Here is a 26,900-nt window from a genome sequence, read left to right as displayed (position 1 = left end):
TTCTTGAGCGCGTCCTTCGCGTAGGACGTGAGCGTGTAGGGCGTAACGACGTCGTTGACCGCCGTTTGCGTATCCGCGCCACTCTCGAAGGCGTCCGAAAGGGCGCGTCGGTAGGTCGCCACGGTACGCTCGAGACGTTGCTCTTTGCCCGTAGTGGGCGGAGCGAGCGTGGCTTCGAGCGTTTTCGTGGCGGTCGCCGTCACAACTGCGAGTACGGGAGCATAATAGTTAAAACTAACTAAAAACTAACCATGTGTGTAGATGCCCAACCTGAACATCGAAGTAGACCAAGACGAGTACGACCGCCTGAGCGAAATCAAAGACGCACACGGCCTCACCTGGAAAGGGGTGCTACTCCAAGGTGCGAAGTCGCTGGACACCGAGGGGCCGTTGTAGGGCGAGTCGAGACACGAACGAACGCGATTCCTCCCCGCGCTAAAGCACGGGGTTTCCTCGCTACCACAAGATGAAACGACCAAAACTGTCCTGCTGAACTCGTGCTCTGTATGCAGCACGCCCCTCTTGCCAACAGCTCAGTAGTTCGATTGGATCGTGATGAATACAGGGCGCGAATGTTGCACGAGGGTTGGCTCAATTCAGGAAACCACGAACGCTCAGTACAAGTGACGTACGTAGTGTTCAGTTATCCGAGTTCGTCTCGTGCCTTGAAACAAACTCACGTTCCTCGAAAGGCATCACTGGTTCATCAAACTCGTGATGAACTTCTCCTGCGGGAAAGACCCCGAGAACGGCAGCAGGTTCATCGCCGACGTTTCGTACAGAATGAGGTACTTTCGGTGGGACGACAGCCATTTCGCCCGCTTCGAGTTCACCGTCATCATCACCCACGGAGACACCAACGGTTCCTTCCATTACCAGTAAGATTTCTTCTTCGCTGTCCGTATGTGTTCCAACGCGCTTTCCGGGCTCTACTTCGAAGTACACGGCGACGAAATCCTCAGCCGCTACGTCACTTGTACCTGGTGTACCGGGCGTGAGCGGGAGGTTATCGCGCCAGCGGACTGTTTCATCGTTTTCGTACCACGCATCGCCGAGTTCGAGTTCAGATAAACGAACGGATTTCATACGGCAAGATCACCGTCCGTCCCCAACGGATTTCCGACAATTTCGATACCGTATTTGTCGAGCTGATCGAAGAGACACTCCATCTCTTCGTCACTCACCGGTTCTTCTGGAACGGTCCACGAATCAGCAGGTCGGCCAACCGACGCCCAAAGCTGTTCAAGTCCGGGTTTGTGGACGAACATCAGCCATCGGGTATCTTTCTCGGTGAGGGACGTATGAGGAACGCTGTGTGGTGCGTATACAGTCGAACCCGCGGTCGCCGTGAATCGGTCGTCGCCAATCTCGAACGTGACAGTTCCCTCAAGGATGTAGAACAGCTCATCGTCGTCATGGTGGACGTGCAATGGCGGGGAGACTCCAGCGGGAATGTTCTCTTCAATCATAGAGAAAGATCCGCCTGTGTTCTCACCAGTCGCCTTGAGGACGGTAACCCCTCCAAGACACCAGTACGAATCACCCTCTTGGGAATCTAACATCCAAGATTTATATTGGTTTTCAGTGTTTGGATTTTCCACATATGTACTAACGCTTTCAGATAGTATAAACTCCTGAGGGAGGGTAGCCAGAATATTTTATTTCTGGATCCCTTCTGGACAGGTTGATCAGTTCGCAGATGTACTGACCGGCTGGTTCACCGACCACGTCGTGAAACAAACGATGGCGCTGTGCTGCATCCCTTCTCTGTATGCAGCAGTCCACTCTTGGTAGCAATTCGGTAGTTCGATCAGGTTTTGCTGAATACATAGCGAGACTGTCGCACAAGCGCTGGCTCGATTTACAAAGAGAGTGACCGTTCAGTGGAGGCGAACCCTCACATTAGCATGATGATATGTTTAAATCCTGAGCACGCGTAGTAACACGTAGATTCTGGCCGCATTACACATAGTGACTGCGCAGGATCATGTGATTGAAATGGCAAATGTTATTGGAAATCGATCAAGAATAGTCCGATGGTGGACTCCGAGGCGGTTGGAACGAGTCGGGTTTGCGGGGTTCATCGGGTGTGTGCTCTTCGCACTCGCCGTAATCGGATTGAACGCGTACTGGGTAGCAACGGGCATTGGCTTCGATAGCGAGTCGTTCACGGTGCTGATAGTCGATCTCGTCCACACCGTCGCGTACGCACTGATGGTCGCCGTACTGGTTGCAGCCAGTGTCCGATACGATCTCGCGTTCGGCCGGGCCGGTCAGGTAGCATACGGTCTGCTCACCGCATTAGTCGCGTGGGCCGCCGTCGATCACGTCGCTCATTGGGTGGTTCCGAGCTCGCTGTACGTGGAAACGGGTGCCGTGTACTTTTTCGGTATCCACCTCTTCATGGCGACCGTCGTTGGGATCGTCCTTTGGCGTACGCCCGGTGTGAAGCGGCTTGCAAGCGGCCTCTTCCTGATCGTTACGCCGATGTTCTTCGTTCCGGCCATCGTCATGTGGCTTGGTCTTCCGTCACCAACGGCAGCAGCCTTCGAGGTGCCGCTCATCCTGGGTGTCGCAGTACTCGGCTACCAACTCTGGAAAGAGAGTGACGAGGCGTTTATGCCGACAGAGTAGAGGCTGAACGAGTATACGACGGACGTTGCTCTGTACCGCCCACGTCACTGCTCGTCTTGAATCTCCCTCGGATTCGGCACGGCTCTCCTACTATCACCGATAGTTGAGAGAAGTACCACTGTGAGATTCGCGGGTCTACTGACGGTTCATTCAGCCCGGATTGCTCGGACCAAACGAAACCGGTTTGCAAAATCCATCCTCTGTATTCAGGAGACCAACTTTGACAGTTAACAAGAATAACCGTGATCAGTGTGGGAACTGCTTGCCCTGTACTGAGCAGTCAGTTCAATCGGAACGACGTGGAAACAGGCAATGCGCAGATTTTGGCGTTCGGCAACTACGGTGAGTAGTTGTAAAGCGTGCCTCGGCGACACCTACCCGGACCAGGAGTGCCTCACTGGGTGGTTCTCACTCGATCCACTGTACAATACTAAGCGAGCTCGTGACCGCACCGTTCAGCTGGTCTTCGAAACAGGTCCTCGAGGCTCCGGTCTAAGTCGGGAACACAATATAACCGATCCAAAACTGATGCGAAACGGTACTTATACAGACTACTCGAATTCGAGTGATTCAGAGATACTGTACTGCAATTCTTAAGTGTCCGTCTCGTACAATTGAGTGAATGAAACGCCGACAGTTCGTGTCTGCAAGTCTGGCCGCTGCTGGAACTGCTGCACTCGCAGGCTGCAGCACTGACGACGGTATTGGGGAAGGAAACGGGGGCGGGGACGGGGAATCGTTCCCTTCGTACGACATCCCAGCGTACAGCAATTGGGTGCCACAGGACAGTCGGAACGAGGACAACTCGGGTGTGTTCTTCACGCATCTCGACTGGGCAGCGCTCGACGAGACGGACGACGCCTCGGAAAATGAGGACGAGGGAACCGATGACGAAGAGACTGAAGAACTCGTCGAGCAAGTTCCGATCCTCGGCCTCCCGTTCTACGGCGCCCTCATCAGTCCATTTGCCATCTTCGGAATTCTGTTCTACCCGTTCAGCGGAGACGTTCTCCCAGAGGACGGTCACACTGCAGAGGGGATCGAGACGGAGACGATGACGTGGGTCGAAGACGTTCTCGTGTTCAATGGCACGTACGACCCCGATGTGTTCGCTGAACAGTACGCGGACGACTTTGAAGCGGCTGAGACCCGAGACGGATTCGCCGTGTACGTTGGGACCAGTGGCTTCGCCGAGGACATGGCATACGCAGTTTCTGAAGACACGCTCGTCGTCGGCATGATGCCCGGCGAGGACGACGAGTACGAGACTGAGGCTGTTGTCGGCGAGGCGCTGGACCGGAATCTCGATGAGGTCGACCGAGCAGTCGATTCGGACGACGGCCAGTGGCTCTTCGAGACGACTGGAGACGCGAAGATGGGGTTCGGCGTTCTGGGGACCGACGACTTCTCGGAGGCGCTTGAGACCGACGACGAGGTCGAGTCGGACGAGCACGACGAAGAGCCAGAGACTGAGCCCGAGGTCGATGACAACCCGGTTTTCGATACGGTCGAGAGCCTCGTCAACACGCTCGAGTTCTCCGCCGAAGACGGCGAGATGGGTACGATGGACGTCCGGTTCTCGGGAGTGTATCCGGATGAGGAGTCCACTCCGTCCGAGGACGAAGTGAGAGAGCATCTCATCGGTGAAGAAGACGTCGACCACGACATCGTCATCGACGGCGTGCGTGTCCACGCGTCAGCAACGTTCGAGGAAACGCCAACCGACGAATGAGACCAGCGAGCAGCGGTTGTACTGGTGGTTCTGCGTGCGGCGCGTGCTCGGTCGGCTGCCACCAGCGGTGACGTGCCCTCCTCTGAGTCCACTCAGGGCTTCCACGCTACGATTCTGCACGACGACGCTGGACTGGATCGGGCGGGCTCGAGACTCGCGAGCGGAAGGCACGTAGCGGGAGACGCGCGAAGTCGCCGCGCTGCTCTCTGTGATCCTCGGCGTGGCACTTGCCGGACGCAACGCCCTCTCGACAGCGGTGATTCTGATCGTCATCGCCTTCGATATCGTCGGTGTCGGCGGCGCTGCCGTCGAACTCGCCGAAGACCGGACGCACAGTCGCGAGGACCGACTCGAGAAAGTCCGGATGGGCTGCCCCCGGAATAGCTCTCCGGGCGTGGGATCGTCAGGGGATGAACGGTTCCGCCTGCTCCAAATAGTGGTCATAGGTCTGCTCAGCCCACTCGCGGACCTCCGCTGCGTCGGTGTCGACGAGCGCCTTTGGGACGCCATTGTCGTCTTCGACACCAATCTGGACACGGTGGTCGAAGAGGCCGAGGTAGTAGCGAATCCTGTCCTCGGCGATGAACAGGTCGCAGTTGGGCGCTTCAGACAGTTCGTCGACCAATTCCGCGTACTCTGGCTGATTCCGGAGCGTCGAGGCAAGTCCCGGCGTGTAGATGCACTCGTACTGCCACCCATCTTCCACGACCCGATCACGGGCGACGTTCATCGCCGGTAATCCGACGGCCGGTAACAAGCATCGAAACCGATCTGCGTTCTCCATGGCTTCGATATGACGGTTCACCGGGGCGTACGGATCGCTCTCATTCGCCGTGACGATCGTCGAGTCCTCGAGTGCGCGTATGTCGAACGTGAGGTCGTCGACGGGAAACCACCGGACGAACGGTCGAAGGCGTTCGACGAAGTGGACCCGGTTCACGGCCGGGAGGACGTCTTCAACGACGACGTCGCCAAGGGGCGAAATCTCACAGGTCCGTCCCGAGATCGTGATCAGATCGCGGTCTTCGAGGGCGTTCAGGTTCCGGCGAACCGTCACTCGCGACGTGTCAAACGCCTCTCGCAGCTCGTATTTCTGTGCGTCCCCTTCGTCATACAGTTTCTCAAGGAGACGGACCCGTACCGGTGATTGCGTCAGGAAATACAGTCCGTTGACCCCCGCTGCGTTCGCCATCTTTGCCGGTCACCCCATACCGAGCACTACTCCCCCGATTCAGTTTACTCTAATCAACACTATCCGAACAGAGCGACGCGAAACAATTATTTTGTTTCTAACGTCCCGACATGATCTGCCGCGAGACAGTATCCGTGAGAACGCTTCGACGACCACCTCACTCGTCAGTTCAGCTGTCGAGCGACCATCGGGCGCAGATCAGCCGGAGGCATGTGGCGGACGGTCCTGTTTCAGTCCCTCCCCGGTGAGCGGGCAGCTGGCTCGACGGCATCCAGAGAAGCGTATGCCGCCGAGAGCGTCAGGTGGCGCTCGCTTCTCCCCCGCTGGTGACGCTGTGGCCGTTCCCCGCTGCCCCGCTTGGACAGGTCTCTCCCCCACTGTCCACCTCCTGTTCATGGACACCCCCCGTTCGCGTTCACCCCCCGTCCCTGGACACCGCCCGTTTCCTGACATGGAATATACTGATAGAACGCTAGCTGGTAGTTGTTACCAAATGCCAGCCGACAGTGTATCACCGTCCGAACAGCCGGACGCGGACGATGGCACTGGAGAGTCATCTCCGTGGGACCGATCAGTCGAGAAACGGCTCGCAGACGCACGCGAGGCCCAACACACAGTGGCCACCGGCTCGCAAGAGACCGTCGACGAGCTGACCAGAATCGTCCATCGGTTGGTGTGCGACGACTCGGCCGTCGTGAGACGCTGGGCCGAACACGCCGTCGCAGAGACGTCGCAGGGAGATGTCAGTGATAAACTCGAGAAGACGACGACGGTCGTCGACCTGATGTATGCCGAGATGGAGGGCGAGCGGTCAGTCGGAGTGGTGACGGATCCCGCTGCCGACCCTGTCAAGATCGGCAAACCGGTCGGCGTCATCGGTGCGCACACGCCATCGACCAACTGCGCTGCAACACCGGTTGCCCTCGCCCTAACGGCGTTCAAAGGTGGCAACGCCCTCATCATTTCTCCGTCACCGTTCGCCGTCGAAACGTGCGAGCTGGTCGTCGCCGATATCCAGGCCGCACTCGAACGGGAAGGCTTTCCCGGGGAGTTGATCCAATCGCTCTCAGCGCCGATTCGGAAAGCCCGGACAGAACAGTTGCTGACACACGCCGACGCCATTCAGGTAACCGGCTCGCCGTCGCAGGTGGAGCGGGGCGAAACGTGTGGGACGCCGAATTACTGTGTCGGGGCCGGCAACACCGTTGGCATCGTCGATCCGACGGCGGATCTCGCCGCAACGGCCGAGTATATTGCGCACAGCGCCGCGTTCGATAACGGGCTCGTCTGTGTCTGTATGAGCAATCTGCTCATCCCACCCGGGCTCGCCGAGGAGTTCATGGCCGAACTCGAAGCAGCAGGTGGCTACCGGTGTTCGGCCGCCGAAACTCGCCGCCTGCGAGACACGCTGTATACCGACGAGCGGATCAATCCCGACTGTATCGGGCAGCCGGCCACAGAGATCGCCTCGATGGCCGGCTTCGGCGAGCAACTCGACGGCGACACGTTCCTTGTTCCCGTCTTCGACGACGTTGACCTCTCGGACCCACTCGTCCGCGAGAATCTCTCGCCGGTGGCCACGCTCTACACAGTCCCGCGTGACGAGGTTGTCCCAACGACAAATGCGATCACGAGCTACCAAGGCGCCGGGCATTCCTGTGCGATCTACGGTGCGCGCGACCGTGCCATCGAACTCGCCGACGGGATCGACGTCTGCCGGATCTGTCGCAATCAGTCGAGTATCGGTCTCTCCGTCGGCGAGGGAAACCGTGTCGAGACGTCGCTCTCGCTCGGCTGCGGAACGTGGGGTGGCAACCAGACTGACGGAAATATCACCTACGAGCAGTTTACGAATACGACGACGCTCTACGACCGCGTGCCCGACTCGAGACCAGCGGAAAACGAGGCCACCACTGCTCACGTCCCACGCCTCCAGCGCCTCTACAAGGTCATTGCCCGGGCCGTTCAATAATGGACCGACTAGGAATCTGTTACGTGTTCATCCCCTGCCCAAATGTCAGACGATGACGCTATGTAATCGTATCGCATAGTGAACCGCCCCGGGGTCGAGCCCCGAGGCGTCTTCCTGCGGTTTAGCATTACACTCCCTCGACACTCTCGGCTCGACGGCCTCGAACGAGTGAAGGGGTCGCAGTCGGGCGGTCCACACGCCCCGATGCCTCCCGTCGCACCCGTCGGAAACCCGGCAGGGTCTTGAGAGGTGGCACATCTCTATCGTACTCGTACATCCACTTCTTCGCGACGCTGATCCCAGCGCCGCGGTCAGAACGGTCCTGACACCCGCACTCCACACACTTGAACCGCTTCCCACGCCGATTCGCTTTCGCCCGATGCTCACACTCAGTGTGCGGACACTCTTGTGATGTATACTCGGGGTTCACGTCGTCGCTTGGAATACCTCGCCACGCCGCCTTGTACCGATGTCTTCGAAGAAGATCTGGGCTGTCTCGCCCAGGCTACCCTCGTCGACTGCGGTCTTTATAACGCGGAGCAGGCGCAATACCACGGCGTTCACGCCGTGGATACGCGCCGTCGCTTAACTATACCACCCACGCATGACAGCACGGCTGGATGTTCAAAATCGCGCCGGCACCTTTACAAACAATCGTGACGAACTCCATTGAGTGAGGCGGTTCCAGCATGGACGTCCACCGAACACATCGGGCGAAAATCACCAACCACGCGCAAGTGGCACGATTGCTCGACTTGCACGGGTGGAGTGCGTCCAAGCTCTGGAACGTCGGCCTGTACTACCTCCACAACGAGTGGGGCGAGACGGGTGAAATCCCTGACGAGGACGAGTTGAAAAGCGAGTTAAAAGGTCATCCCAAGTACAACGGACTGCACTCGCAGTCCAGTCAGCGGGTTCTGGAGGAACTCGCTGAAGCCTTCACCTCGTGGTATAACTCGGACGACCCTCGGGACAATCCACCCGGCTATCGGAAAGAGAACTACTACGATGCGGAGGGTAACCGCGTCCACGAAGAACACCCCCGCTCGACGATAACGTGGAAACAAAACGGCTTCAAACACGACCCCAAGCATAATCGCGTGCGGTTGTCTCGCGGCGAGAACCACAAATCCTCGAAATACGCCCGCGAATACATTCTCGTCGAGTACGAAACCCGCGACGATGTTACCGTGGAGAACCTTCAGCAGGTTCGCGCCGTCTATGATGAGGTACGCGACCGCTGGGAACTCCACTTAGTGTGCAAACACGAGATGGACACGTCCGAGGCTCCCGGCGAGGAATCGGCGGGCGTCGACCTCGGCATCAACCGGTTCGCCGCAGTCGCGTACAGCACTGGTGACGCGGACCTGTACCCCGGCAATCGGCTGAAACAGGATAATTACTACTTCAGCAAAGAAATCGCCAAATGCGACGATTCCAGCGGGAACGAGGCGACGCGATTGCACCGGAAGAAATCCGAGCGGAGCAACCAGTACATCCACGCGTGGGCCAAGCACGTCGCCGACCAATGCGAAGCACATGATGTTGGGGACGTGTATATCGGCAACCCCAAAGGAATCCGTGAAGACGAGGAGACGGGTAAGGCGCGGAACTGGGGCTCGCACGGCAATCTGGACCTGCACGCGTGGCCGTATGCGGGAGCCGCTGACGTGTTGGAGTACAAGTTAAAGGTGCGTGGCATCACACTCCACCGCGAGTCCGAACGCAATACATCGAAGACGTGTGCGTCGTGTGGCCGGGAGCGCAAGGCGAATCGCGTGGAACGCGGGTTGTACGAGTGTGACGAGTGCCGCGTGGTGGCGCATGGCGACGTGGGCGGCGCGGAGAACATTCGAGTAGGCGTGGGTGAACAGGCTGGAAACCAACGCGAAAGTAACTCTGAGTCCTGTGGCGCGGGGTTGGCGGCGCGTGGAGGAATGAACGCGCGGCGTTTCGGCCCCGTCGAGGATAGGAGTACCGGCTGGTTGGCACAGCCCGGAGTCTACCTGTATGACTTGTCCAACGGATTCTTACCGCGGGACCAAGTGGTAGACTGCAAACCTTAAACATCCCAACGCTCGAGATTCCTCCGCGTTCACGCGGAGGAGGATGTCAAGGGGCGTCGTACTCTGCGGGATCAAACTCCGCGATTTCATCCGACCCACAGGTGGGACACCTCCACTCGGTCGGTTCGACCGTTGTCCCGCAATGACGACACTCGTAAAGAACCTCATCGCCGCCAGACAACCACCGCCGCACCGCGGTGGCGAGTGACATTGTTCTGTTCTTCTAAACTCAACACAATAGGTGTTCGCCTTTCAACTGCTTGCGCTGCCCGACCAACTCCCTCAATTCGACGCGACGCGGTGACCCGTCCGTATTCAGACGTACCAGGACTAGATGGTGACGTGTTTGGTGATGGCGCCGACTTGGCCGTGGCAGACCGGGAACTGACCGACTGGACCCGCCCGTGGGACTCTGACGCGCCAAGCGGGCACGACAGATTCAGGGCGGCACATCCGAGACCGGATCTGGTGGACGTTTTCGAAGGTACTGCTGTCTCGACAGCAGTTGTCGACCGAAATCCGATGCCGACTCCGTGGACTGTCTTTCTCATGGCACGCCGACGATCCGACCGCCACTGGCAGAGCAGAAGTCATCTACAGAGAAAGCAGGGCGAGTGCCTCGGGGTCGTTCGGAAGACCCGGTCTTCCGTGATGACGAGAGAGCGAAGCTCTCTCGAACCAGTTGACCCCGAGGGTGAAGGCCGTTAAAATTCTTAATAAATTACGCTTCGTAACGAGTGATAACGACCGCGACGGATATTGAAGACCTCACTATGAAGCGGTCGTTCGGCCTGGAAATGCGGTATCTCTCAAAACCCGCGTCGCTGGCGTGGTGAGACGGGTACTGTCGGGTCGTGGTGGAGCGACCCTCACGGACACGACGCGGGTGTTCGGGTGTGAATTCCAGACGACCTACGGGAAGTCCGAGGGGAATTAAATTCACCTGCGACCACACGCCCCGTCTTGGGACGTGCGGTCTAAACGGTGAAGCCTCGGGGCTTGTCCCCGAGGTACTTCACAAACTGTCGGCCGCGGACGGATACGACAGCCGACCTGCTCGCAAAGCCGGTCACCAACGCAATCATGAACCCCTAATAAGTGTTTCCTGATTGCCAGTGTGAATTATATTTTATCGAGACTTTTTCTACTAGATTCAGCCACCACACCAGCATTGGAGCAACCCCTACCCACTCAAACGAGTGGTTTCTCGCCAGTGAGTATACGGTTGACGCGGTGCCGATCGGCGCCGACACGCTCGTGATCGGCATCATCCAGAGCGGCGAGACTGCCGAGACGATGCGCGCCCTGCGGGAGACCAACGTCGCCGGCGCGACGACGCTTGCGCTGACGAATACTGTGGAGAGTTCGGCCACTCGGGAGTGTGACCACGTCTGTTACATCCGGGCCGGCCCGAAATCGGCGTTGCGACGGCGACGACCGTCGCGACCCAGCAGGTCGCCGCCGCTCGAGCGTGGGCCGCTCGACACCGCCCATCACCGAGTCCGCCGGAGAGTCTGGCGTCGTGCGTGCCGTGGCCATCGAGAGGTGGTGGGTGGTACCGATACACGGACAAGACTGGACCGAATAGACACACTCGTAGTTCGCCTGGAACCCATGTCACGCTACGACGACCTCTTCGAGACGGTCACCGCAGACGAGTCGGTGTTTACGGCCAAGCGCGCGCTCGACCCGCTGGCCGACCCCGCCGAGGTCGTGACTTGAAGCCCTCTTGCTTGATCTCAAAGGGCGAACCCGAGCGGCACCCGAAGACCGAGCAGATCCAATGCCACTCGATTACGTTACCGGAACGCCTCGGCGGGATCTCGCGTTTTCGTCGAAATAGATGCCGACGAGACGAGCACCCCCAGTGACGACTGGTGTCCTCGGATCACTGGAGCTGGTCTCGCATCCGAACCGACGACGACCGATCAAGGAAGCAACCCACGACGAAACGACCCGTCGTACAGCCGCACTGCGAATGTGTTGTGGCTCCCCAGGAGAGGAGAGGCTCTCTCGAGCGAGGTTCCGTCCCCGTGGTCACGCCTCGCCGTGGACGTCAGCCGTTTCCGCGTCGGTCATCTTGCGACCGACCTGGAGACCAGTCTCCCGCGATTGGTCGTCAGCGCTCGACAACGGCCACTCCCAGTGGCTGAGCGTCGAGAAGGACGGGACGGTGAGGTCGAACTGGTCGACCGTCTTACGGAATTTTCGTCAGCCACCATCTGTCGTCAGTGGTCCATCATCCTCGACGTTCGGTTCGATGCCATCGTAGCCGGCGTCGGCGGCGATCGCACAGGTCTATTCGACGTATGCTGTCGGAAAGCCGTACTGAGTGCGTCGGTATTGCATGTTAGTCCGCTATGGCTGTCTCCGCTGTTTCGATGATGATTCTGGTCGCCTCGATATCCTCGAGGGTCGCACCGCGCCCGCCGATGCCGTACTCCGCTCCGTCGGATTCGACCACGAGCGTCGCCTGCCCCGCCAGATGGGTGAGAGTCAGCGAGCCGTCGTCTCTGGTGGGTGTCCTGGCGGAGATAATGTCGACGATCCGGCCCGACAGCGTGACGTCGTCGCCGCTCCGGACGTCGAAACCGCGAACCGTCACCGGAATCTCGACGCCGTCGGTGACGAGCGGTGCAACGTCGCAGATACATTCTCGCACATTGACGTACTCGCGTTTGTTCCCGTCCGTGCTGTCCGCGTATACGAGATCCCAGGTCACCCAAAGCGCGCTCTGGAAGTACCACTGGAACACGTACGTTAGCGTCGGGTCGTCGACGAGGATCCCGTACTGATCGGTCACGCGAGTCTGGGACGAAAAGCACGTCCAGCGTCGGTCGACGAGGACGGTAAACGGCGCGGGAAGATGTCGATAGCGAACTTCCGTTGCGATGTCGGCGAACTCCATCTCCTCGAGGAGGTGGTCGTCGCTCGGACCCGTCGTAACGCACAGTTTGACGAACACGTCGCGATCGATCGCGTCCTCGAGCGCAGGCCGAATCTCCTCGATCTGCTCGGGTGAGGCAGCCAGCTGAATCTGGTTGTCCGCCTCACCGGCGAGCTCCCGGAACTGATCGAGTACCGACTCGAACCGTTTGACGATCGTGATCTTGTGATCGTCGATCCCGGGCTGTTCCCACCGCTCTTCGATCTCGTCTGCAGTCTGGAGCAACCGCTGGGCGCGCTGCTGGAGGTCCGAGAGAACGTCCGACGGGTCGTGTGCCCGCGCCCGAAGCGAGTCCTGCTCGTAGGTTTCGACGTAGCCAGCTTCCTCGAGATCGCGCAACACGTCGTAGACGCGCGACTTCGGAATATTCGTGTCCTCGGCGATCCGAACCGCCGGCGCCGCGCCTCGCTCGAGCAGCGCGAGGTAGGCGTCGGCCTCGTACTGCGTCAAGCCGGCGTCCATCAACCCGGCGCGAAGCGTTTCCTGATCCATAACTAGAACGAATCGGTCGCAGCCCGTAGACGTTTGTGGTCGTCTTTTTCCGGGCAACGCCGCCGCATTCGTTGCGCGCCCGCACGGTCCGCCACTGTTACGGCGACCGGTCGGTGTCGCCTGATGAACTCATTCTTCACTGGAGTGAAAAACGAACACAAAAGGTTTAAATATTTCTTTTTCATGTGCTTGAGACACAATGCCACAGAAGACTTCCGACACCACCCGTCGCACCGTGCTCCGGTCGATCGGGGCGACGACGCTGCTCACCGCCGCCGCCGGCTGTATGGGCGGTGGCGGCGACGATGACGCCGGAAACCGATACTGGACGACACAGGTCGAAGAGGACCGCCAGCAGGTCATCGACGGACTGCTCGAACGGTTCGAGGACGAACACGACGGCGAGCTGGAACTCATCACGGTCGAAGAGGACGACGTTCCGTCGCAGATTTCCTCTGCGCAGGCATCGGATCGGCTCCCCTCGATCGCCGAACTGCCACTTGATCCCATGCAGACGCTCGGCGGCGAAGGGCTGCTCTCGGCGGACGGGGCCGAGAGCGTTATCGACGGCGTCGGCGAAGACGAGTTCTTCGAGGGGGCGCTGGATCTCACCACGTCGCCGGACGGCGATCGGTTCGCCGTGCCGATGCACGGCTGGGTGCAGGGCTTCTGGTACCGGCAGGATCGGTTCGACGAACTCGGGCTCGCCGAGCCGACCGACTGGGACAGTCTCCTCGAGGCCGCGGAGGCGCTTTACGACCCCGACAACGACGAGTACGGGATCGTGGTTGGCTCCGACGAAACCGCGTACGCCAGGCAGTGTTTCACGCCGTTCGCCCGATCGAACGGCGCGCGCGTGTTCGACGAGGACGGTGAGATCGTCTTCGACAGCGACGAGATGGTCGAAGCGCTCGAGTTCTACGGCTCGCTCGCGGAGTACAGCCCGCCGGGCAACAACACGTGGGAGGACGCGAATAACACGTTCATGAACCACCAGAGTCACCTCATCGAGTACTCCTCGTACATCATGGGTGATATCGGCGACAGCGACGCCGTCGACGCGGAAAACGTCGGCTTCACCTCGTTCCTGGACAACGAGCGCCAGAGCTCGTTCGGCGCGATCCTCACGCTCAACCTGTTGGATACGGCGAGCGACGACGAGCGCGGCGTCGCGACGGAGTTCGCCGAATTCCTCCTGACCGACGAGGAGTACATCGAGTACCTGCATATGGCACCGGGCGGGATGAACCCCGTACTGCGCGAGACGTCCCAGAGCGAAGCGTACCGGGACAACGAGGTGCTTCAGGAGTGGGACGAGAACACGCTCGAAGACATCTCGGGCGCGTTCGAGACCATGGAACGGTTCGGTTACGTCGACGGCGAGATGTTCCCCGAGTTCAGCGAGATCACGAGCCGGTTCCTCGTCGCCGAGGCGGTCCAGCGAGTTTCCGACGGCGACGACCCCGAAACCGTCGCCGAAGAGCAGGCCGACCAGATGCGCGACGCGATCAACTAGCTCTCACTCGGCCTGTATCCAATCATGGTTTCACTAACCCGGAGCGGTGACCGAACGCTCGAGGAGAAGGAGGCGCTGCTCGGCTACGCGCTGATCGCCCCCTCGCTGTTGCTGATCGCGGCGGTGATTCTCTATCCGGTGTTGTACAACATTTACTTGAGCTTTACCGCCGTGCCGCTCTCGCCGGCCGAATCCCCCGAGTGGATCGGTCTCCAGCACTACCAGGACCTGCTCGGAAGCGGTCAGTTCTGGTCGGCGCTGTGGACGACGGTCGTCTTTACGTTCTTCAGTACGACGCTGGCAACCCTCGGCGGCCTCGGTGCGGCGCTGTTGTTCAACCGGAAGTTTCGGGGTCGGCGCTTCGCACGCGGCCTCGTCCTGTTGCCGTACGTGGCGCCACTGATCTCGATCGCGTTCGTCTGGCGGTTCATGCTCGATCCGTTGTACGGGATCGTGCCGTACGTTGGATCCGACGTGCTCGGGCTGTACGGCGGCGATATCGACCTGCTGAGCAACGACCGGACGGCGCTGTGGTCGGTGATCTTCGTCGACGCCTGGCGGTACTTCCCGTTCGCGTTCCTGATGCTGATCGCGCGCGTGCAGGCGATTCCCAGCGACATGTACGAGGCGGCGAAGATCGACGGCGCCTCGCGGTTCGCCCAGTTCAAAGACATCACGCTGGCCGAACTCAAGTACATCCTCGCGACGGTGTTCTTGCTGCGCTGGATCTGGAACTTCAACAAGTTCGCCGACATCTGGCTGCTCACCCGACAGGTGGAGACCCTGCCGGTGTACGCGTACACGGTTGCGTTCGCGAACTACCAACACGGACAGGCGGCGGCGATCTCGATGGTGCTGTTCCTGGCGCTGATCGGGTTCGTCCTCGTGTACGTCGCCTGGATACTGGACTGGTGATACGATGAGTACGAAATCCACCTACCGACACACGGTTGACTCGTTCAAGAACGCGCTCGGACTCGGCAATCAGACGATCGAAACCTCGCTGTACGAACGGTTGATCTTCTACATCGCGCTGGGGCTGTCGCTGTTCGTCACGCTGTTTCCGTTCTACTACATGACCGTGGCGAGCCTCTCCCCCGAATCGAGCCTCTACTCGCTGCCGCCGACGCTGATCCCCGACGAACTCACGCTCACGCACTACCGGACCGTCTTCGGTCCGGAGACGTTCCCGTTCCTCACCTACTTCAAAAACAGCTTCATCGTCGCGACGGTCACCGCCGGTGCCTCGGTGCTCGTCGCCACGTTCGGCGCCTACAGCTTCGCCCGGCTGGACTACAAGGGACGCGGGATCTTCTCGCGGGGCGTGCTCATGGTCTACATGTTCTCGGGCATCCTGCTCGTGGTCCCGATGTTCCAGGTGATCGTCTGGCTCGGCTTCGTCGACTCGCTGTGGAGCCTCTTTATCACCTACCTCGTCCAGACGCTGCCCGTCTCGCTGTACATGCTCGGCAACTACTTCCGGTCGATCCCCGAGGAGATCGAGGAGGCGGCGATCATGGACGGCTACTCGCGGCTCGAAGTGATCTTCAAGATCACGCTGCCGCTGTCGGCGCCGGCGATCGTGGCGGTGTTCTTTTTCACCTTCATGATCGCGTGGAACGAGTACCTGTTCGCCAGCATCTTCCTCGAGTCCCAGGGCGTCTACACGCTCCCGATCGGGATCGAGGCGCTCGCGTCGGGCTTCCACCAGGTCTGGGGCGAGATCATGGCCGCCTCGCTCCTGACGAGCATTCCGTTGATCGTGATGTTCATGTATTTAGAGAAGTACATGGTCGAGGGGCTCACCTTCGGCGCGGTGGAGGGCTAACATGGCCGGAAACACGACATCCGACGTTGCGACCGACGCACTGAGCTCCGACGCGAACGCCGAGATCCGGCTGGAGGGCGTCACGAAGCGCTTCGGCGAGTTGGTCGCCGTCGACGAGCTTGAACTAACGATTCGGGACGGCGAGTTCCTCGTCCTGCTTGGGCCCTCGGGGTGTGGGAAGTCGACGACGCTGCGCATGATCGCCGGCCTCGAAACACCCTCTGGTGGCCGGATCTCGATCGGCGGCGAGGACGTCACCGAAACGCTGCCACAGCGCCGCGAGCTCTCGATGGTGTTCCAGAGCTACGCGCTGTACCCCCACAAGTCGGTCCGGGGGAACCTCGCGTTCCCGCTGGCCAAAATGGACGTCGAGAACGTCGACGAGCGCATTCACCGCACGGCCGAGTTGCTCGAGATCGACGACTTGCTCGACCAGAAGCCGGGTCAGCTCTCCGGCGGGCAGCGCCAGCGCGTCGCCCTGGGTCGAACGATCGTCCGCGAGCCGCGCGCGTTTCTCATGGACGAGCCGCTCTCCAATCTCGATGCCAAACTCCGCGTCCAGACGCGTTCGGAACTGCGTCGGCTCCAGCAGCAACTGGGGACGACGACCGTCTACGTCACCCACGACCAGGAGGAGGCGATGAGTCTCGCCGACCGCATCGCGGTGATGAACAACGGCGAACTCCAGCAGGTCGGGACGCCGAAGGAGGTCTACGAGCAGCCGGCGAACGAGTTCGTCGCGGGCTTCCTCGGTGAGCCGCCGATGAATTTCTTCGCTCCGGAGTGCGTCGTGGCCGACGAGCCGGCGCTGGCGAACGCGGCGACGCTCGGGATCCGCCCGGAAGACGTGCGCGTCGCCGGCTCGGCCGGCGAGCCCCGAAGCGGAGGGCCGGCCGTCGAGGAGCGTCGAGCCGACGGCGGCGACCCCCGAACAATTGAACTCGAGGGTGAGGCGGTCGTCGTCGAACCGCTCGGCAACGCCTATGAGATCGAGTTCGACTGTGGCGGCGACTCCGTGACCGCACGGTTTCGCCAGCGGCCCGAGGGAATCGACCCCGGAACGACCGCGACGTTGCGGTTCCCGGCAGCGGCGCTCCACCGCTTCGACGAACATGGTGAGGTGATCGATCGATGATCCCCGACGACTGCGTGCTCGCCATCTCGGATGGCGTCGTCGCCGTTGTCGGCGCGCACGGCGACGTTCGAAACGTTCACGACGAAAGCGGTGTCTACTCGCGCGACGTCCAGCATCTCGGCGAGTTCGCCGTTCGACCGACCGACCGCGAGGCGCCGACGGCGGGCTGGGACCGAATCGCCCGCCGAGCGGGTCCGGACGGGGTGACGACCGTGCTGTCCAGTGGCGCGGTTGGTGACGGACGAGGCGACGCCCGGCCGTTGCTGGTCGAGAAACGACTGGTTCCCGATGCGAACGGCGTGACGCTGACGACGACCGTCGAGAACTACACCGCCGAGCAGCGGACGGTCGACGTCGAGGTCACCGCCCGATCGTCGTTTCGTCACGTGTTCGAGTGTCCCGGCTTTTTCAGCGCCCGCAAGCCCGTCGATCGGACGCTCGCCGTGCGCGAGCGGTTCGACGGCGCCACGCTGGCCGCCGACTGTCCCGACGGGACGACGCGACGCACGACGATCGACGTGACGAACGCATCCGCGGTAACGACGGACGCCAACGGGGGCGTCGGGACGACGATCACCGCGACGCTCCCGGTGGAGCCGGGAGGGACCGCCACACTCACGACGTCGGCAACGTTCGCCCCGGCACGCGAACCGGGCGATGTCCAAGACACGCCGGTCGTCTCGGCTCAACCCTCCTCACCGCTGTTCGAGGCTGCCGCCGACACGCTGGCCGCGCTGACGCTCCCAGAAGGTGTCCCGGCCGCCGGTGCGCCGCGGTTTCTGGCCCCGTTCGGCCGGGACGCGCTGCTGGTCGGGTTCCAGACGCTCCCGTTCGCACCGCAGCTCACCCGACGAACCCTCGAGCACTTCGCCAGCCAGCAGGGAACGACGAGCGACGACGCGACGCTCGAAGAGCCGGGGAAGATCCCCCACGAGAACCGCCACGGCGACCGGCCCGCCGTCGGGAAATCGATTCGGGCGCCGTACTACGGGACGGTCGATGCGACGCCGTTGTTCGCGGGTCTCGTAGCCGCCTACGGCGAGTGGGCCGGTACGGACGCCGTAACCGACGAGCTCTACGCCGCCGCGGTGGAGGCCGCCGAGTGGATCTGCGAGACGAGTGGGGCAGACGGTCTGCTCCGGTACGACTCGCACGACCACGAGTACGGGCTCGCCCACCTCGGCTGGAAGGACAGCGGGCGGGCGCTCGCCCGTCCCGACGGGACCCCGGCCACGCCGCCGGTCGCATTGGCGGAAGTCCAGGGGTACGCCTATCGGGCGTTGCGTGGCGTCGCCGAGCTCGCCGCCCAGCGCGGCGACGACCGCTTCCACGAGCGGTTCACCGAGCACGCACAGCGTGTCCAAGACCGGTTCGACGAGGCGTTCTGGCTGCCCGACGAGCGCTGTTACGCGCTGGCGCTCGACGACGAGGGCGTCGTCGAGAGCGTCGCCTCGAATCAGGGCCACGCGCTGTGGACTGGCATCGTGCCGGCCGACCGGGCGGACGCCGTGATCGATCGCCTGCTCGAGCCCGATATGCTCACGGACGCCGGACTCCGGACGTTCGCGGCGTCACACGACGCGTTCGACCCGCTCTCGTACCATCGCGGCAGCGTCTGGCCTCACGACACGAGCCTCGCGGCGATGGGCGCCGCTCGCTACGGGCGCGGCGATGCCGTTGCAGCCCTCGTCGAGCGAGGCCTCGACGCGCTCGAAGCCAGCGCGACGACCGATCCCGAGCGGTGGGGGTTCCCGGAGCTGATGGTCGGACTCGACCAGCCCGGGCTCGAGACGGGCCGAATCCACCATCCGGACTCCTGCGAGCCGGCGGCCTGGAGCGCGGGCAGCGCGTTCGGCTTCGTCCAAGCCGCACTCGGGTTCGACGTTCGCGACGGCGACCCCGTCGCCCAGCCCGTGCTCCCGGAGCGGTTCGAGGCCGTTCACGCGACGATTCGGTGCCACAACGTGCCCTACGCGGTCCGGTGTACCGACAACTCGGTCGTGATGACCCCGACGACCGACCGCGTCGGGTCGGGGCACTCGAAACGATCCTCACGGACAACGAGGGGTGATTAGCAATGGCAGAACTCACACTACACGACGTTACGAAAGTTTACGACGACACGGACGGAGCGGTGACCGCCGTCGACGGGATCGACCTGACCGTCCAGGACGGCGAGTTTCTCGTCCTGGTCGGCCCCTCTGGCTGCGGGAAGTCGACGACGCTGCGCATGATCGCCGGTCTGGAGACGGTGACCGACGGCGAGATCACGATCGGCGAGCGAACGGTCCACCACCTGGCCCCGAGCGAGCGAGATCTCGCGATGGTGTTTCAGAGCTACGCACTGTACAAGCGCATGACCGCCCGCGGAAACCTCGGCTACGGCCTGAAACACTCGACGGACCTGAAAGCCGACGACCGAGAGCAACGCGTCCAGGAGACCGCAGAGTTGCTCGGCATCGAGGAACTGCTCGACGATAAGCCCGAAGCGATGAGCGGCGGGCAGAAACAGCGTGTCGCGCTCGGCCGGGCGATCGTCCGCGAGCCGTCGGTGTTCCTCCTCGACGAACCGCTGTCGAATCTGGACGCCAAACTCCGATCGCACATGCGGACCGAACTCCAGCGGATCCAAGAGGAGGTGGGCGTGACCGCGGTGTACGTCACCCACGACCAGACCGAGGCGATGACGATGGCCGACCGGCTCGCGATTATGGACGCCGGTGTCCTCCAGCAGGTCGCCCCGCCGGAGGTCGCCTACGACCACCCGGCCAACGAGTTCGTCGGCACGTTCCTCGGCAGTCCGGCGATGAACGTCTTCGACGCCGTCGTCCGAGAGCGCGGCGACGAGTACGTCGTCGAACACGACGGCAGAACGTTTGCTCGGGTTCCGACCGGTGCCGTCGAGCGCAATCTCCTCGACGCCGACGTGCGCCTCGGGCTCCGGCCGGAGGATCTGCACGTCGACACTTCGCTCGACGACGCGGCGGCGACGTGCCGCTTCGAGGCGTCCGTGACCGTCTCGGAGTACCAGGGCAACGACAACTTCGTCTACCTCGAGGCGGGCGAGCAATCGCTAACCGCCCGGGTGCCGCCGGCGGTCTATCCCGATCCAGGGAGCGAGGTCGACGTCGCGGTCGCCGCGGAAGACGTCTACCTGTTCGAGCCGACGACCGGCGACGCGATCAAAACCCGCGGCATCGACGCCGAACGCATCGAGACACGACCGACGTAACACACCTGCTCTTTGACTGATGTCTACTGATCCAGCCACCGATGACGGAATCGTAGCCGACCACGTCGCAGCGCCGATGGCCGCGCCATCGTTTCACCTCGACGTGCTCGACGAACTGACCTTCGACGCCGAAACCGACGGCGCGGTGCCGCTCGCCAGCCTCCCTGACAACCGGTATCCCTACGTCTACCCCCGCGACGTGGCGTCGATCACGCGGGCCTGGCTCGCCGCGACCGACGCCGGCGTGCGCCCCGCCGCCTGTCGCGACCACATCGTCGCGGCCGCCCGCTTTTTTACGGCCGTCCAGGCCGACGGCTGGTGGTATCAGCGCTACGCGCTCGACGGCACTGACACGTCGATCTACCAGCAGGAAGATAACGTCGCCCACGGGATCCGCATCCTCGCACACGCGATCCAAGCGGAAGCCGCGTGCGGTGACCTAGCCGGAAGCGGCGGGGCACTCGACGGGGCGTTCCTCGAGACGCTCGTCGCCCGAATCGGCGACGCCGTGGCCGTCCTCCGCGAGGAGTGTTACGACGCCAACGCCCACTTGCTCGAGAGCACCACCAGCATCCACGAGGGGCGCATCGAGTCGGGGTACACGCTCTGGGTCAACTGCGCCGCGCTCGCCGCGCTGGGCCAGGCGGCCGACGCGCTCGAGCGGGTCGCGGCGGCGGACGCGGTCGCCATCGACGCGGCGGCTGCGGTCCGCGACCGCATCGACGCGTTCCGGACGCTGCTCGAAGGTGGCGTCGAACGCAGTTTCGCCGTCGACGGGATGCCCGTCCCCCGGCGGTACACCCCCGACGGCGAGCGCGACGAGCGCCCCGACATCACGCTGTTCGCGCCGTCGTACTTCGGCCTCGAGGAGCTGTTCGGCGACCACGCCGCCCGCGCGGCGACCCGGGCGGCGCACAGCCTCGAGGACCCCCGGCTGGGCGGCCTCCAGCGGTTCCGGGGGTTCTACCGCGACTTCGACGTCCACCAACACGGCGGCAACGGGCCATGGATGCAGTACACCGCTTGGCACGCTCAGTTCCGGTTCGACCGCGGCGAGCACGAGCGCGGCGACGAGGTGCTCGCGACGATCACCCAGCACGCGGACGCCGACGGCTCCATCCCCGAGCATCTCTCGACGCGCGAGCGGTTCGAGCAGTTCCTCGAGCGGGAGTGGGACACCGGCCTCGACTACGAGAAGGAGTTCGACGACGAGGCGCTCCGCGACGTCCCGCAGGACCGCATTGTCGAAGAGCTCGGGCACATGCAGCAGGCCTACGACGAGATGGCGGCCGCGCTCGAAGAGCGGGAGGTAATCTCCTTCGCGGAGCCGCTGGCGTGGTGTCACGCGGAGTTCCTGGTCGCGTTGTTGCGCCGCGAGCAGAGTGGCTGAGCTTACGGACTCTCGGGCACGACGACCGTCGCGACCACGTGCTGACTACAGGCTGACGCGGTCGTCGACGCCGCTTTACAGGCGGCCGACCGACGCGGCGGCGAGATCTGCGGGGTCGTGCCATCGCGGATCTGGGGCCCCGACGAAGACGACTTCCTCACGGTCGATCCCCGAGGATGAGCGGCGCTCGAGTTGAACTGATTCCGGACAGGAGTGGCGCTGCCGCTCGTCCATCGCCGCTTCGGTCCCCGACGAGCCAAACCGGACCCGCTCGGCCGACAACACGTACTCCCCACCCGCTCGGCGAGTTCGAGCGCCGGCTGCCCGCTGACGGCACTCGACAGGGGTGCGCATCATGGCTGCGAGCGCGGTGATGACGGCTGCAGCAGCGCTCGGTGAGCGGGAAGCCATCGCGACGGCACCCCAGGACCTGACGGATCGGGATGTGAGGGGCTGTCGAAATCGGTGGCCAAACCGCTTCAGGAGCCGACGTACGTTTTTAGTATTACAATCCGTATTACCCCCATATGGGCCAGACGACGCGCGTCACCGAGAAGGGGCAGGCGACGATCCCGAAAGAGCTGCGCGAAAAGTACGATCTCGAGCCCGGCGACGAGGTCCTCTGGCTCGACACGGACGAGGGGATCGTCGTCAAGAAACGCACGCGCACAGGCGGGCGGGGCCTGCTCGTTCCCGACGACACCCCGGCGGCAACGCGCGAGGCGATCGGGGCCGAACTCGCCGACCGGCTTCGCGAGCGGCGCGACCGCAACTACGAGGAGTGAGATGGCGACGTACACGGCCGACGCGGTCGCACTGCTGTGCTATCTCGTCGACGGGCTTCCCGAGACCGCCGACCGCGTCTTCGCTGAAGCCGAAGCCGGGGAGACGGTCATCCAGGCGCCGAGCACGGCGCTGGCAGAAGTCCTGTACACGGTCTCGCGGGACAAGACCGTCCGCGGGGTCGAGTTGACCGGCACGCCCGACGACGTGCGCCAGGCGCTGCTCGCGAACGGACCAGTCTCGATGGCCCCGGTTGGCGAGGCAGAACTCGCGACGTATGCGCAGGTCGTCGCCGAGTACAGCATCCACGACGGGCTGATCGTCGCCAGCCACCGCACACGGGAGACCGACGCCGTGATCACGTCAGATACGGTGCTGCGCGACGCCGACATCGCGACCCTCTGGGAGTGACGATCTCCCTTACAGCGACTCCGGAGCGCAGTCAGCGCTGAACAGGCGTCGAGGGCACGTGGGAGCTGTGCGATACGTTCATACCTGCCACGCGGCTACCACGGATAATTGCGATCGTATGAACAAGTACGACGACCTGTTCGACGAGACCGCGCCCGACGACAGCCTCTTCGCGGACAAGGGCGCGCTCGATCCGCTCGCCGACCCCGATGAGATCGTTGCCCGCGATGCCCAGGAACGCGAGCCCGCCACCATGCTCAACGGCGTTCATGAGGGATACCTCCCGCCGACGGTCTCGATCGGCGGCCCACCGGGGGCACGATCCTGGTTCCGTGAGTTCCGAGAAATCGCCCTGATGTATGTCGTCTATAACATCAAGCGAGCCGTGAAAAAGTGAATTCCACCGCCTTATGGCGATTCAACACGGCCGTTCGAGAGTATCGATCAACTCTTTTGCAGTGTGGCTAATCCGGCCAAGCCGGTCAGTGATCGCCTCAGCATCGTCACCGTTCCACGCCGCGAGGTAGAACGCTGATCCACTCATGTCCAGTTCGAAATAGCGCCCGACGATGTATGCAACGGCTTCGGCCTCCACCTCGCGTTTCGCTCGCTCATCACGATCCTCGATGTCAAAGTGCAACAGGGCGTGGGCGTACTCGTGAATGAGCGTCCCAGCGAGGTCTGCTTGGTTGTCTCGATCCTTCACCTCGACGCGCGGGCGCATGGTCATTGGACAGCGCTGTTTGCAGACTCCTTTCGCTTCCCCGTACGTCCACTCGACAGGAGAGACAATCCGTGCGTCGACGTTCAGGCGCTCTGCACCTTCGAGGAGGGCTGGAACCAGGTCACCGGCGTCACCAGTTGCCTCAGTCTCGAGTTCTGGAAGTGGCTCACCCTCGGTTTGGGAGATATCGAAGACGGCGGCGGGTTTGAACCCGACGAGTCCTTTGGACCACTCCTCGGGTGGCGTCTCGTCGTACTCACAATCACTGTTCTCGTGGTATGAAGGCGAGTTCTCGCACTCTGGGCACTGGTTGGTGATGATTGGTGCCCAGATCCAGATCGCGCTCTCGCCTTCCTGGACGTGTCGGTCGAACTCGCTGCGCCAGGTATTGTATCCTGCAACGCGGGTTGCGTGGGGACACTGCTGCTTGATGAGCAGTGTATTTCGGTACGAGTACTCGTGGAAGTGACTCTGCACATCGAGCCACGCCTGGAACTCGTCGCTGGCTTGGGCTTCGTCGACGAGTTCCACAAGGTCGTCAACCCATGCATCGATCGCACTGTTCATCTCGTCTGACCGGGTGTCGCCCTCGTCGAACGACACCGATTCGTGCATTGCTAGTGTCATACTTAGCACCGAAGTGTTGACACGGTCGAGACTGATTCTCGATCGCGCCTCGCCGCTCACGGCGCTCCAACAACACCACTCTGTCGCACACCTGATTTCGAGTGAAAACCGGATCACGGTGTGATGAAGACACTCCGCTCATCGACGATTTCTTCGAGCCGGTTCTGCGTCCGATGGTCGAAGTAAACACGAAAACGCACACGTTCTAGTCACATCGCCAGCTCGTAGAGCGTCTCACCCTCACGCTTGGAGACGTAGGGATCATCGTTGAACAGGTGAGCGAAGCTGATTCGAGCAGTCAGTGTCCCGAGTGTGAGAGCGAGAACGTATCTCGGGACGGTGACTCCTTCCGTTGTCGGACTGTGATCTGGACGCACACAGTGACATCGTCGGGGCGTAGAACGTGCTCCAAAACGGAGTCAGGCCGATGGCGCGGCCCGCCGCCCTATCCGCTGAACGCGATAGGGATGCACCCAATAACGGGGCGTACTGGGAGTGGGATGGACACAACTGGACACCCGCGAGTGATGGGACACAGTCGTGCCCGTTCAACCAAACCAGCGTCGGCAAACCCGCAAGTTCACAGCCAGGGTAATCTGCTGGCCGAATTGCCCACGGAGGAATCCCACGGCTTCAGCCGTGTGGAGGACGTCAATCGTCCTCGTTCTTTGTCTCTCGATCCCACGCTGGCTCCCACTCGCAGTCGTGCTCGTCAACGTGGTCTGCATACGCCGAAAACCAGTACCGCTCATATCCGTCGGCTTCCGTTCCAAGCCACTTTCCCGACGCACGTGCCCCGTACTCGTCGGTTTCAGGGATTGCTTCACCATGATCGACGGACCAGGTGTATTTGCTGTCGAACTCGGCGATGAATCCCTGATCCCCTGCTGGTTCACGGAGCGTACACTGGGTATTGCACCTCGCACAGAAAACGCCCTGATAGAGGAGATGTGTCCATTCCTCTGAGCCACAGACCGGGCACTCTATTATATCGAAGGCCCCAGGGTACCGATCTTCAGTCTCAACGATCGCCATCAGATCTCACCTCCGACGAGCCGGTCGACCTCAGCCAGTTCGCATGCCTCAGCAGCCTCGTCCGTATATCCGATGTCGGTAGCATACCACTCGAGGACGGCTACCGCACCTTCGTCATCCTTGGCTGTTCGTTCGAACAGCTCCTCGAGGGCGTTGACGACCACACGATCGGCGACCTGGCGGCCGGCATCAGCTGCTTCGCTCTCGATGCTGCCAAGCTGCGACTCGGGATACGCGTAGGTCTTCGAAGGCCTGGACTTGAGGCTTGAGCAATAGACGACATCGAATACTCGATCATCTTCGGCTGTGTCGAATCGCGAGTTGCCGTAGCTGTCCAGCAAATTGTAGTTGTTTGCCTCTAACCACTCGGCTACGGTCTGGCCAGTTTCGGTGATCACATGCACTGGTCGCCCCCATGCGAGATTCAAACAGACGTCACCAAGTTTGATCGGCTGCTTGACCATCATTCCTCACCCCCGTCATCACCGAGCGTGCGAGCAATCGTTGCGGTCAACTGCTCGATATCCTCGTAATGGGCGTGTCTGACATTCAGGAGAGTCAGGTACGCGCCAGCCCCCCACAGTTCTGCCCGGGAAAGCTCGTCAGCGAACCCCCCGAGGACGTCGTTGGTCGACCGGCGGCCATCAGTGAGACCGTTGATTCGGCCTGCAATTCGGTGAGGAATTGCGTCTCGAGTAAGAGGTTTTGACCCCGTATAGTCAGCCATAGTCTCGACCAGTCCTGCAAATGCCTCGACACGCCCGTCGACTTGAACGTTCCACTCTTCGAGGTCGTCCTCGTCAACGGCGTACGTCACAGTGTCGGGCTCCTGTTTCCCGAGGAGAGCCTCGAGAGCCGCTCGCTTCCAGCTGCGGAGATCGCAGAAGCCCCAGAACGTGGTAAACTCTTCGAGCGTCTCGATTGAGTACTCGATGGAAATGTTGACGCGAACACGCTCGGTCGTCTCGTCACTATGGTCAGTGATCCGGGTGACCGGCTCGCCGGCAGTCGCGAGGAACCGTCGTGGAAGCGGCGGCGTCTCACCGATAGACTGCGCTTCACCGGGTGTCTCCGCTGCCTGTGCTGTCATCTCGTCTGCTCGTGGCATCTGTGAAACCCTCCATCCCTCTCGAGGGTGAGAACAACACCACGTGCGGTGCGTTCGTGCAGACGCTGATCGGTCT

At 61.9% G+C, this 26,900-nt stretch carries 24 protein-coding genes and 4 pseudogenes; 16 read left to right on the top strand and 12 right to left on the bottom strand.

Features of this window, described 5'->3' with window-relative positions; genetic code table 11:
* Positions 1 to 203: pseudogene (locus CV102_RS18430) on the bottom strand (transposase); the annotation flags it as partial.
* A 58-nt stretch (positions 204 to 261) separates the two neighbouring features.
* Between CV102_RS18430 and CV102_RS27060 the strand changes: the two are divergent.
* Positions 262 to 396: a hypothetical protein gene (locus CV102_RS27060; protein WP_006088820.1), complete on the top strand. Its 135-nt coding sequence runs from the start codon at positions 262 to 264 to the stop codon at positions 394 to 396.
* 243 nt (positions 397 to 639) lie between these two features.
* Here CV102_RS27060 and CV102_RS18425 read toward each other — a convergent pair whose 3' ends face one another.
* Together CV102_RS18425 and CV102_RS18420 are read right to left on the bottom strand one after the other, a co-directional pair.
* Positions 640 to 1,086, bottom strand: coding sequence for a cupin domain-containing protein (locus CV102_RS18425; protein ID WP_148859437.1), 447 nt, complete (start codon positions 1,084 to 1,086; stop codon positions 640 to 642).
* The gene (locus CV102_RS18420; RefSeq protein ID WP_148859436.1) at positions 1,083 to 1,601 is read right to left on the bottom strand and encodes a cupin domain-containing protein; all 519 of its coding nucleotides are present in this window, start codon (positions 1,599 to 1,601) and stop codon (positions 1,083 to 1,085) included. The genes CV102_RS18425 and CV102_RS18420 overlap by 4 nt, the downstream gene beginning before the upstream one ends.
* A 490-nt stretch (positions 1,602 to 2,091) precedes the next feature.
* Here CV102_RS18420 and CV102_RS18415 point away from each other — a divergent pair, with 490 nt between their 5' ends.
* Positions 2,092 to 2,634 carry a hypothetical protein gene (locus tag CV102_RS18415; protein WP_148859435.1) on the top strand — a complete coding sequence of 181 codons (543 nt, stop codon included), beginning with the start codon at positions 2,092 to 2,094 and terminating at the stop codon, positions 2,632 to 2,634.
* 622 nt (positions 2,635 to 3,256) lie between these two features.
* Positions 3,257 to 4,366: a hypothetical protein gene (locus CV102_RS18410; protein ID WP_148859434.1), complete on the top strand. Its 1,110-nt coding sequence runs from the start codon at positions 3,257 to 3,259 to the stop codon at positions 4,364 to 4,366.
* 106 nt (positions 4,367 to 4,472) lie between these two features.
* On the opposite strand, the gene CV102_RS18405 is transcribed toward CV102_RS18410, so the two are convergent.
* Together CV102_RS18405 and CV102_RS18400 are read right to left on the bottom strand one after the other, a co-directional pair.
* Positions 4,473 to 4,700: a hypothetical protein gene (locus tag CV102_RS18405; RefSeq protein WP_148859433.1), complete on the bottom strand. Its 228-nt coding sequence runs from the start codon at positions 4,698 to 4,700 to the stop codon at positions 4,473 to 4,475.
* A gap of 69 nt (positions 4,701 to 4,769) precedes the next feature.
* Complete coding sequence (locus CV102_RS18400) at positions 4,770 to 5,558, bottom strand: helix-turn-helix transcriptional regulator (protein ID WP_233710737.1); 789 nt, start codon at positions 5,556 to 5,558, stop codon at positions 4,770 to 4,772.
* Positions 5,559 to 5,841: 283 nt separating this feature from the next.
* Here CV102_RS18400 and CV102_RS18395 point away from each other — a divergent pair, with 283 nt between their 5' ends.
* The gene (locus tag CV102_RS18395) at positions 5,842 to 7,530 is read left to right on the top strand and encodes an aldehyde dehydrogenase family protein (RefSeq protein WP_148859432.1); all 1,689 of its coding nucleotides are present in this window, start codon (positions 5,842 to 5,844) and stop codon (positions 7,528 to 7,530) included.
* 127 nt (positions 7,531 to 7,657) lie between these two features.
* On the opposite strand, the pseudogene CV102_RS18390 reads toward CV102_RS18395, so the two are convergent.
* A pseudogene (locus tag CV102_RS18390) lies at positions 7,658 to 7,999 on the bottom strand (zinc ribbon domain-containing protein); the annotation flags it as partial.
* Between the two features lie 220 nt (positions 8,000 to 8,219).
* On the opposite strand from CV102_RS18390, the gene CV102_RS18385 reads away from it, so the two are divergent.
* Together CV102_RS18385 and CV102_RS26415 are read left to right on the top strand one after the other, a co-directional pair.
* Complete coding sequence (locus tag CV102_RS18385; RefSeq protein ID WP_148859431.1) at positions 8,220 to 9,596, top strand: RNA-guided endonuclease InsQ/TnpB family protein; 1,377 nt, start codon at positions 8,220 to 8,222, stop codon at positions 9,594 to 9,596.
* A gap of 1,203 nt (positions 9,597 to 10,799) precedes the next feature.
* Positions 10,800 to 11,062 (top strand): annotated as a pseudogene (locus CV102_RS26415) (SIS domain-containing protein); the annotation flags it as partial.
* An 884-nt stretch (positions 11,063 to 11,946) separates the two neighbouring features.
* On the opposite strand, the gene CV102_RS18375 reads toward CV102_RS26415, so the two are convergent.
* Positions 11,947 to 13,035: a TrmB family transcriptional regulator gene (locus tag CV102_RS18375; protein WP_148859430.1), complete on the bottom strand. Its 1,089-nt coding sequence runs from the start codon at positions 13,033 to 13,035 to the stop codon at positions 11,947 to 11,949.
* Positions 13,036 to 13,234: 199 nt separating this feature from the next.
* On the opposite strand from CV102_RS18375, the gene CV102_RS18370 reads away from it, so the two are divergent.
* Genes CV102_RS18370 through CV102_RS18340 form a run of 7 tightly spaced genes read left to right on the top strand, consistent with a single transcriptional unit; the run spans position 13,235 to position 22,136 of the window.
* Positions 13,235 to 14,551, top strand: coding sequence for an ABC transporter substrate-binding protein (locus tag CV102_RS18370; protein ID WP_148859429.1), 1,317 nt, complete (start codon positions 13,235 to 13,237; stop codon positions 14,549 to 14,551).
* Positions 14,552 to 14,575: 24 nt separating this feature from the next.
* Positions 14,576 to 15,466: a carbohydrate ABC transporter permease gene (locus tag CV102_RS18365; RefSeq protein ID WP_148859428.1), complete on the top strand. Its 891-nt coding sequence runs from the start codon at positions 14,576 to 14,578 to the stop codon at positions 15,464 to 15,466.
* Positions 15,467 to 15,470: 4 nt separating this feature from the next.
* Entirely contained in the window at positions 15,471 to 16,379 is a 909-nt protein-coding gene (locus tag CV102_RS18360; RefSeq protein WP_148859427.1) for a carbohydrate ABC transporter permease, read from the top strand.
* 1 nt (position 16,380) lies between these two features.
* Positions 16,381 to 17,514, top strand: coding sequence for an ABC transporter ATP-binding protein (locus CV102_RS18355; RefSeq protein ID WP_148859426.1), 1,134 nt, complete (start codon positions 16,381 to 16,383; stop codon positions 17,512 to 17,514).
* Complete coding sequence (locus CV102_RS18350) at positions 17,511 to 19,589, top strand: MGH1-like glycoside hydrolase domain-containing protein (RefSeq protein ID WP_148859425.1); 2,079 nt, start codon at positions 17,511 to 17,513, stop codon at positions 19,587 to 19,589. The genes CV102_RS18355 and CV102_RS18350 overlap by 4 nt, the downstream gene beginning before the upstream one ends.
* A gap of 2 nt (positions 19,590 to 19,591) precedes the next feature.
* The gene (locus CV102_RS18345) at positions 19,592 to 20,746 is read left to right on the top strand and encodes an ABC transporter ATP-binding protein (RefSeq protein ID WP_148859424.1); all 1,155 of its coding nucleotides are present in this window, start codon (positions 19,592 to 19,594) and stop codon (positions 20,744 to 20,746) included.
* Between the two features lie 19 nt (positions 20,747 to 20,765).
* A complete protein-coding gene (locus CV102_RS18340; protein WP_222863714.1) occupies positions 20,766 to 22,136 on the top strand; it encodes a glucoamylase in 1,371 nt (456 codons plus the stop codon).
* 75 nt (positions 22,137 to 22,211) lie between these two features.
* Here the strand turns inward: CV102_RS18340 and CV102_RS18335 are convergent, their stop codons facing one another.
* The gene (locus CV102_RS18335; RefSeq protein ID WP_148859423.1) at positions 22,212 to 22,547 is read right to left on the bottom strand and encodes a hypothetical protein; all 336 of its coding nucleotides are present in this window, start codon (positions 22,545 to 22,547) and stop codon (positions 22,212 to 22,214) included.
* Positions 22,548 to 22,663: 116 nt separating this feature from the next.
* Here CV102_RS18335 and CV102_RS18330 point away from each other — a divergent pair, with 116 nt between their 5' ends.
* The 3 genes and pseudogenes from CV102_RS18330 to CV102_RS18320 form a co-directional block, all read left to right on the top strand.
* Positions 22,664 to 22,921: an AbrB/MazE/SpoVT family DNA-binding domain-containing protein gene (locus CV102_RS18330; protein ID WP_148859422.1), complete on the top strand. Its 258-nt coding sequence runs from the start codon at positions 22,664 to 22,666 to the stop codon at positions 22,919 to 22,921.
* Position 22,922: 1 nt separating this feature from the next.
* Positions 22,923 to 23,330, top strand: a complete 408-nt coding sequence (locus CV102_RS18325) for a hypothetical protein (protein WP_148859421.1) — start codon at positions 22,923 to 22,925, stop codon at positions 23,328 to 23,330.
* Between the two features lie 118 nt (positions 23,331 to 23,448).
* A pseudogene (locus CV102_RS18320) lies at positions 23,449 to 23,646 on the top strand (Cdc6/Cdc18 family protein); the annotation flags it as partial.
* Positions 23,647 to 23,748: 102 nt separating this feature from the next.
* On the opposite strand, the gene CV102_RS18310 reads toward CV102_RS18320, so the two are convergent.
* The 4 genes from CV102_RS18310 to CV102_RS18290 all read right to left on the bottom strand — a co-directional run bounded on the left by CV102_RS18310 (position 23,749) and on the right by CV102_RS18290 (position 26,824).
* On the bottom strand, positions 23,749 to 24,681 hold the full coding sequence (locus tag CV102_RS18310) for an ArdC-like ssDNA-binding domain-containing protein (protein WP_148859452.1): 933 nt from the start codon (positions 24,679 to 24,681) through the stop codon (positions 23,749 to 23,751).
* A 651-nt stretch (positions 24,682 to 25,332) separates the two neighbouring features.
* Complete coding sequence (locus CV102_RS18300; RefSeq protein WP_148859420.1) at positions 25,333 to 25,716, bottom strand: DUF7567 family protein; 384 nt, start codon at positions 25,714 to 25,716, stop codon at positions 25,333 to 25,335.
* Positions 25,716 to 26,180 carry a hypothetical protein gene (locus CV102_RS18295; RefSeq protein WP_148859450.1) on the bottom strand — a complete coding sequence of 155 codons (465 nt, stop codon included), beginning with the start codon at positions 26,178 to 26,180 and terminating at the stop codon, positions 25,716 to 25,718. Before CV102_RS18295 ends, CV102_RS18300 begins: the two co-directional genes overlap by 1 nt.
* On the bottom strand, positions 26,180 to 26,824 hold the full coding sequence (locus CV102_RS18290; protein ID WP_148859419.1) for a hypothetical protein: 645 nt from the start codon (positions 26,822 to 26,824) through the stop codon (positions 26,180 to 26,182). Before CV102_RS18290 ends, CV102_RS18295 begins: the two co-directional genes overlap by 1 nt.
* Positions 26,825 to 26,900 lie beyond the last annotated feature (76 nt).

Origin of the sequence: Natronococcus pandeyae, assembly GCF_008122205.1 — an archaeon.
In the GTDB taxonomy this organism is placed as follows: domain Archaea; phylum Halobacteriota; class Halobacteria; order Halobacteriales; family Natrialbaceae; genus Natronococcus; species Natronococcus pandeyae.
The sequence above is the reverse complement of the archived record's forward strand: the minus strand, read 5'-3'. Positions and strand labels throughout refer to the sequence as shown.

What these genes read in the sequence shown, in the direction of transcription:
- CV102_RS27060 (WP_006088820.1), top strand. Translation starts at nt 262, where the DNA reads ATGCCCAACCTGAACATCGAAGTAGACCAAGACGAGTACGACCGCCTG.
- CV102_RS18425 (WP_148859437.1), bottom strand. Translation starts at nt 1,086, where the DNA reads ATGAAATCCGTTCGTTTATCTGAACTCGAACTCGGCGATGCGTGGTAC.
- CV102_RS18410 (WP_148859434.1), top strand. Translation starts at nt 3,257, where the DNA reads ATGAAACGCCGACAGTTCGTGTCTGCAAGTCTGGCCGCTGCTGGAACT.
- CV102_RS18400 (WP_233710737.1), bottom strand. Translation starts at nt 5,558, where the DNA reads ATGGCGAACGCAGCGGGGGTCAACGGACTGTATTTCCTGACGCAATCA.
- CV102_RS18395 (WP_148859432.1), top strand. Translation starts at nt 5,842, where the DNA reads ATGCCGCCGAGAGCGTCAGGTGGCGCTCGCTTCTCCCCCGCTGGTGAC.
- CV102_RS18385 (WP_148859431.1), top strand. Translation starts at nt 8,220, where the DNA reads ATGGACGTCCACCGAACACATCGGGCGAAAATCACCAACCACGCGCAA.
- CV102_RS18375 (WP_148859430.1), bottom strand. Translation starts at nt 13,035, where the DNA reads ATGGATCAGGAAACGCTTCGCGCCGGGTTGATGGACGCCGGCTTGACG.
- CV102_RS18370 (WP_148859429.1), top strand. Translation starts at nt 13,235, where the DNA reads ATGCCACAGAAGACTTCCGACACCACCCGTCGCACCGTGCTCCGGTCG.
- CV102_RS18365 (WP_148859428.1), top strand. Translation starts at nt 14,576, where the DNA reads ATGGTTTCACTAACCCGGAGCGGTGACCGAACGCTCGAGGAGAAGGAG.
- CV102_RS18360 (WP_148859427.1), top strand. Translation starts at nt 15,471, where the DNA reads ATGAGTACGAAATCCACCTACCGACACACGGTTGACTCGTTCAAGAAC.
- CV102_RS18355 (WP_148859426.1), top strand. Translation starts at nt 16,381, where the DNA reads ATGGCCGGAAACACGACATCCGACGTTGCGACCGACGCACTGAGCTCC.
- CV102_RS18350 (WP_148859425.1), top strand. Translation starts at nt 17,511, where the DNA reads ATGATCCCCGACGACTGCGTGCTCGCCATCTCGGATGGCGTCGTCGCC.
- CV102_RS18345 (WP_148859424.1), top strand. Translation starts at nt 19,592, where the DNA reads ATGGCAGAACTCACACTACACGACGTTACGAAAGTTTACGACGACACG.
- CV102_RS18340 (WP_222863714.1), top strand. Translation starts at nt 20,766, where the DNA reads ATGTCTACTGATCCAGCCACCGATGACGGAATCGTAGCCGACCACGTC.
- CV102_RS18335 (WP_148859423.1), bottom strand. Translation starts at nt 22,547, where the DNA reads ATGGCTTCCCGCTCACCGAGCGCTGCTGCAGCCGTCATCACCGCGCTC.
- CV102_RS18330 (WP_148859422.1), top strand. Translation starts at nt 22,664, where the DNA reads ATGGGCCAGACGACGCGCGTCACCGAGAAGGGGCAGGCGACGATCCCG.
- CV102_RS18325 (WP_148859421.1), top strand. Translation starts at nt 22,923, where the DNA reads ATGGCGACGTACACGGCCGACGCGGTCGCACTGCTGTGCTATCTCGTC.
- CV102_RS18310 (WP_148859452.1), bottom strand. Translation starts at nt 24,681, where the DNA reads ATGACACTAGCAATGCACGAATCGGTGTCGTTCGACGAGGGCGACACC.
- CV102_RS18300 (WP_148859420.1), bottom strand. Translation starts at nt 25,716, where the DNA reads ATGGCGATCGTTGAGACTGAAGATCGGTACCCTGGGGCCTTCGATATA.
- CV102_RS18295 (WP_148859450.1), bottom strand. Translation starts at nt 26,180, where the DNA reads ATGGTCAAGCAGCCGATCAAACTTGGTGACGTCTGTTTGAATCTCGCA.
- CV102_RS18290 (WP_148859419.1), bottom strand. Translation starts at nt 26,824, where the DNA reads ATGCCACGAGCAGACGAGATGACAGCACAGGCAGCGGAGACACCCGGT.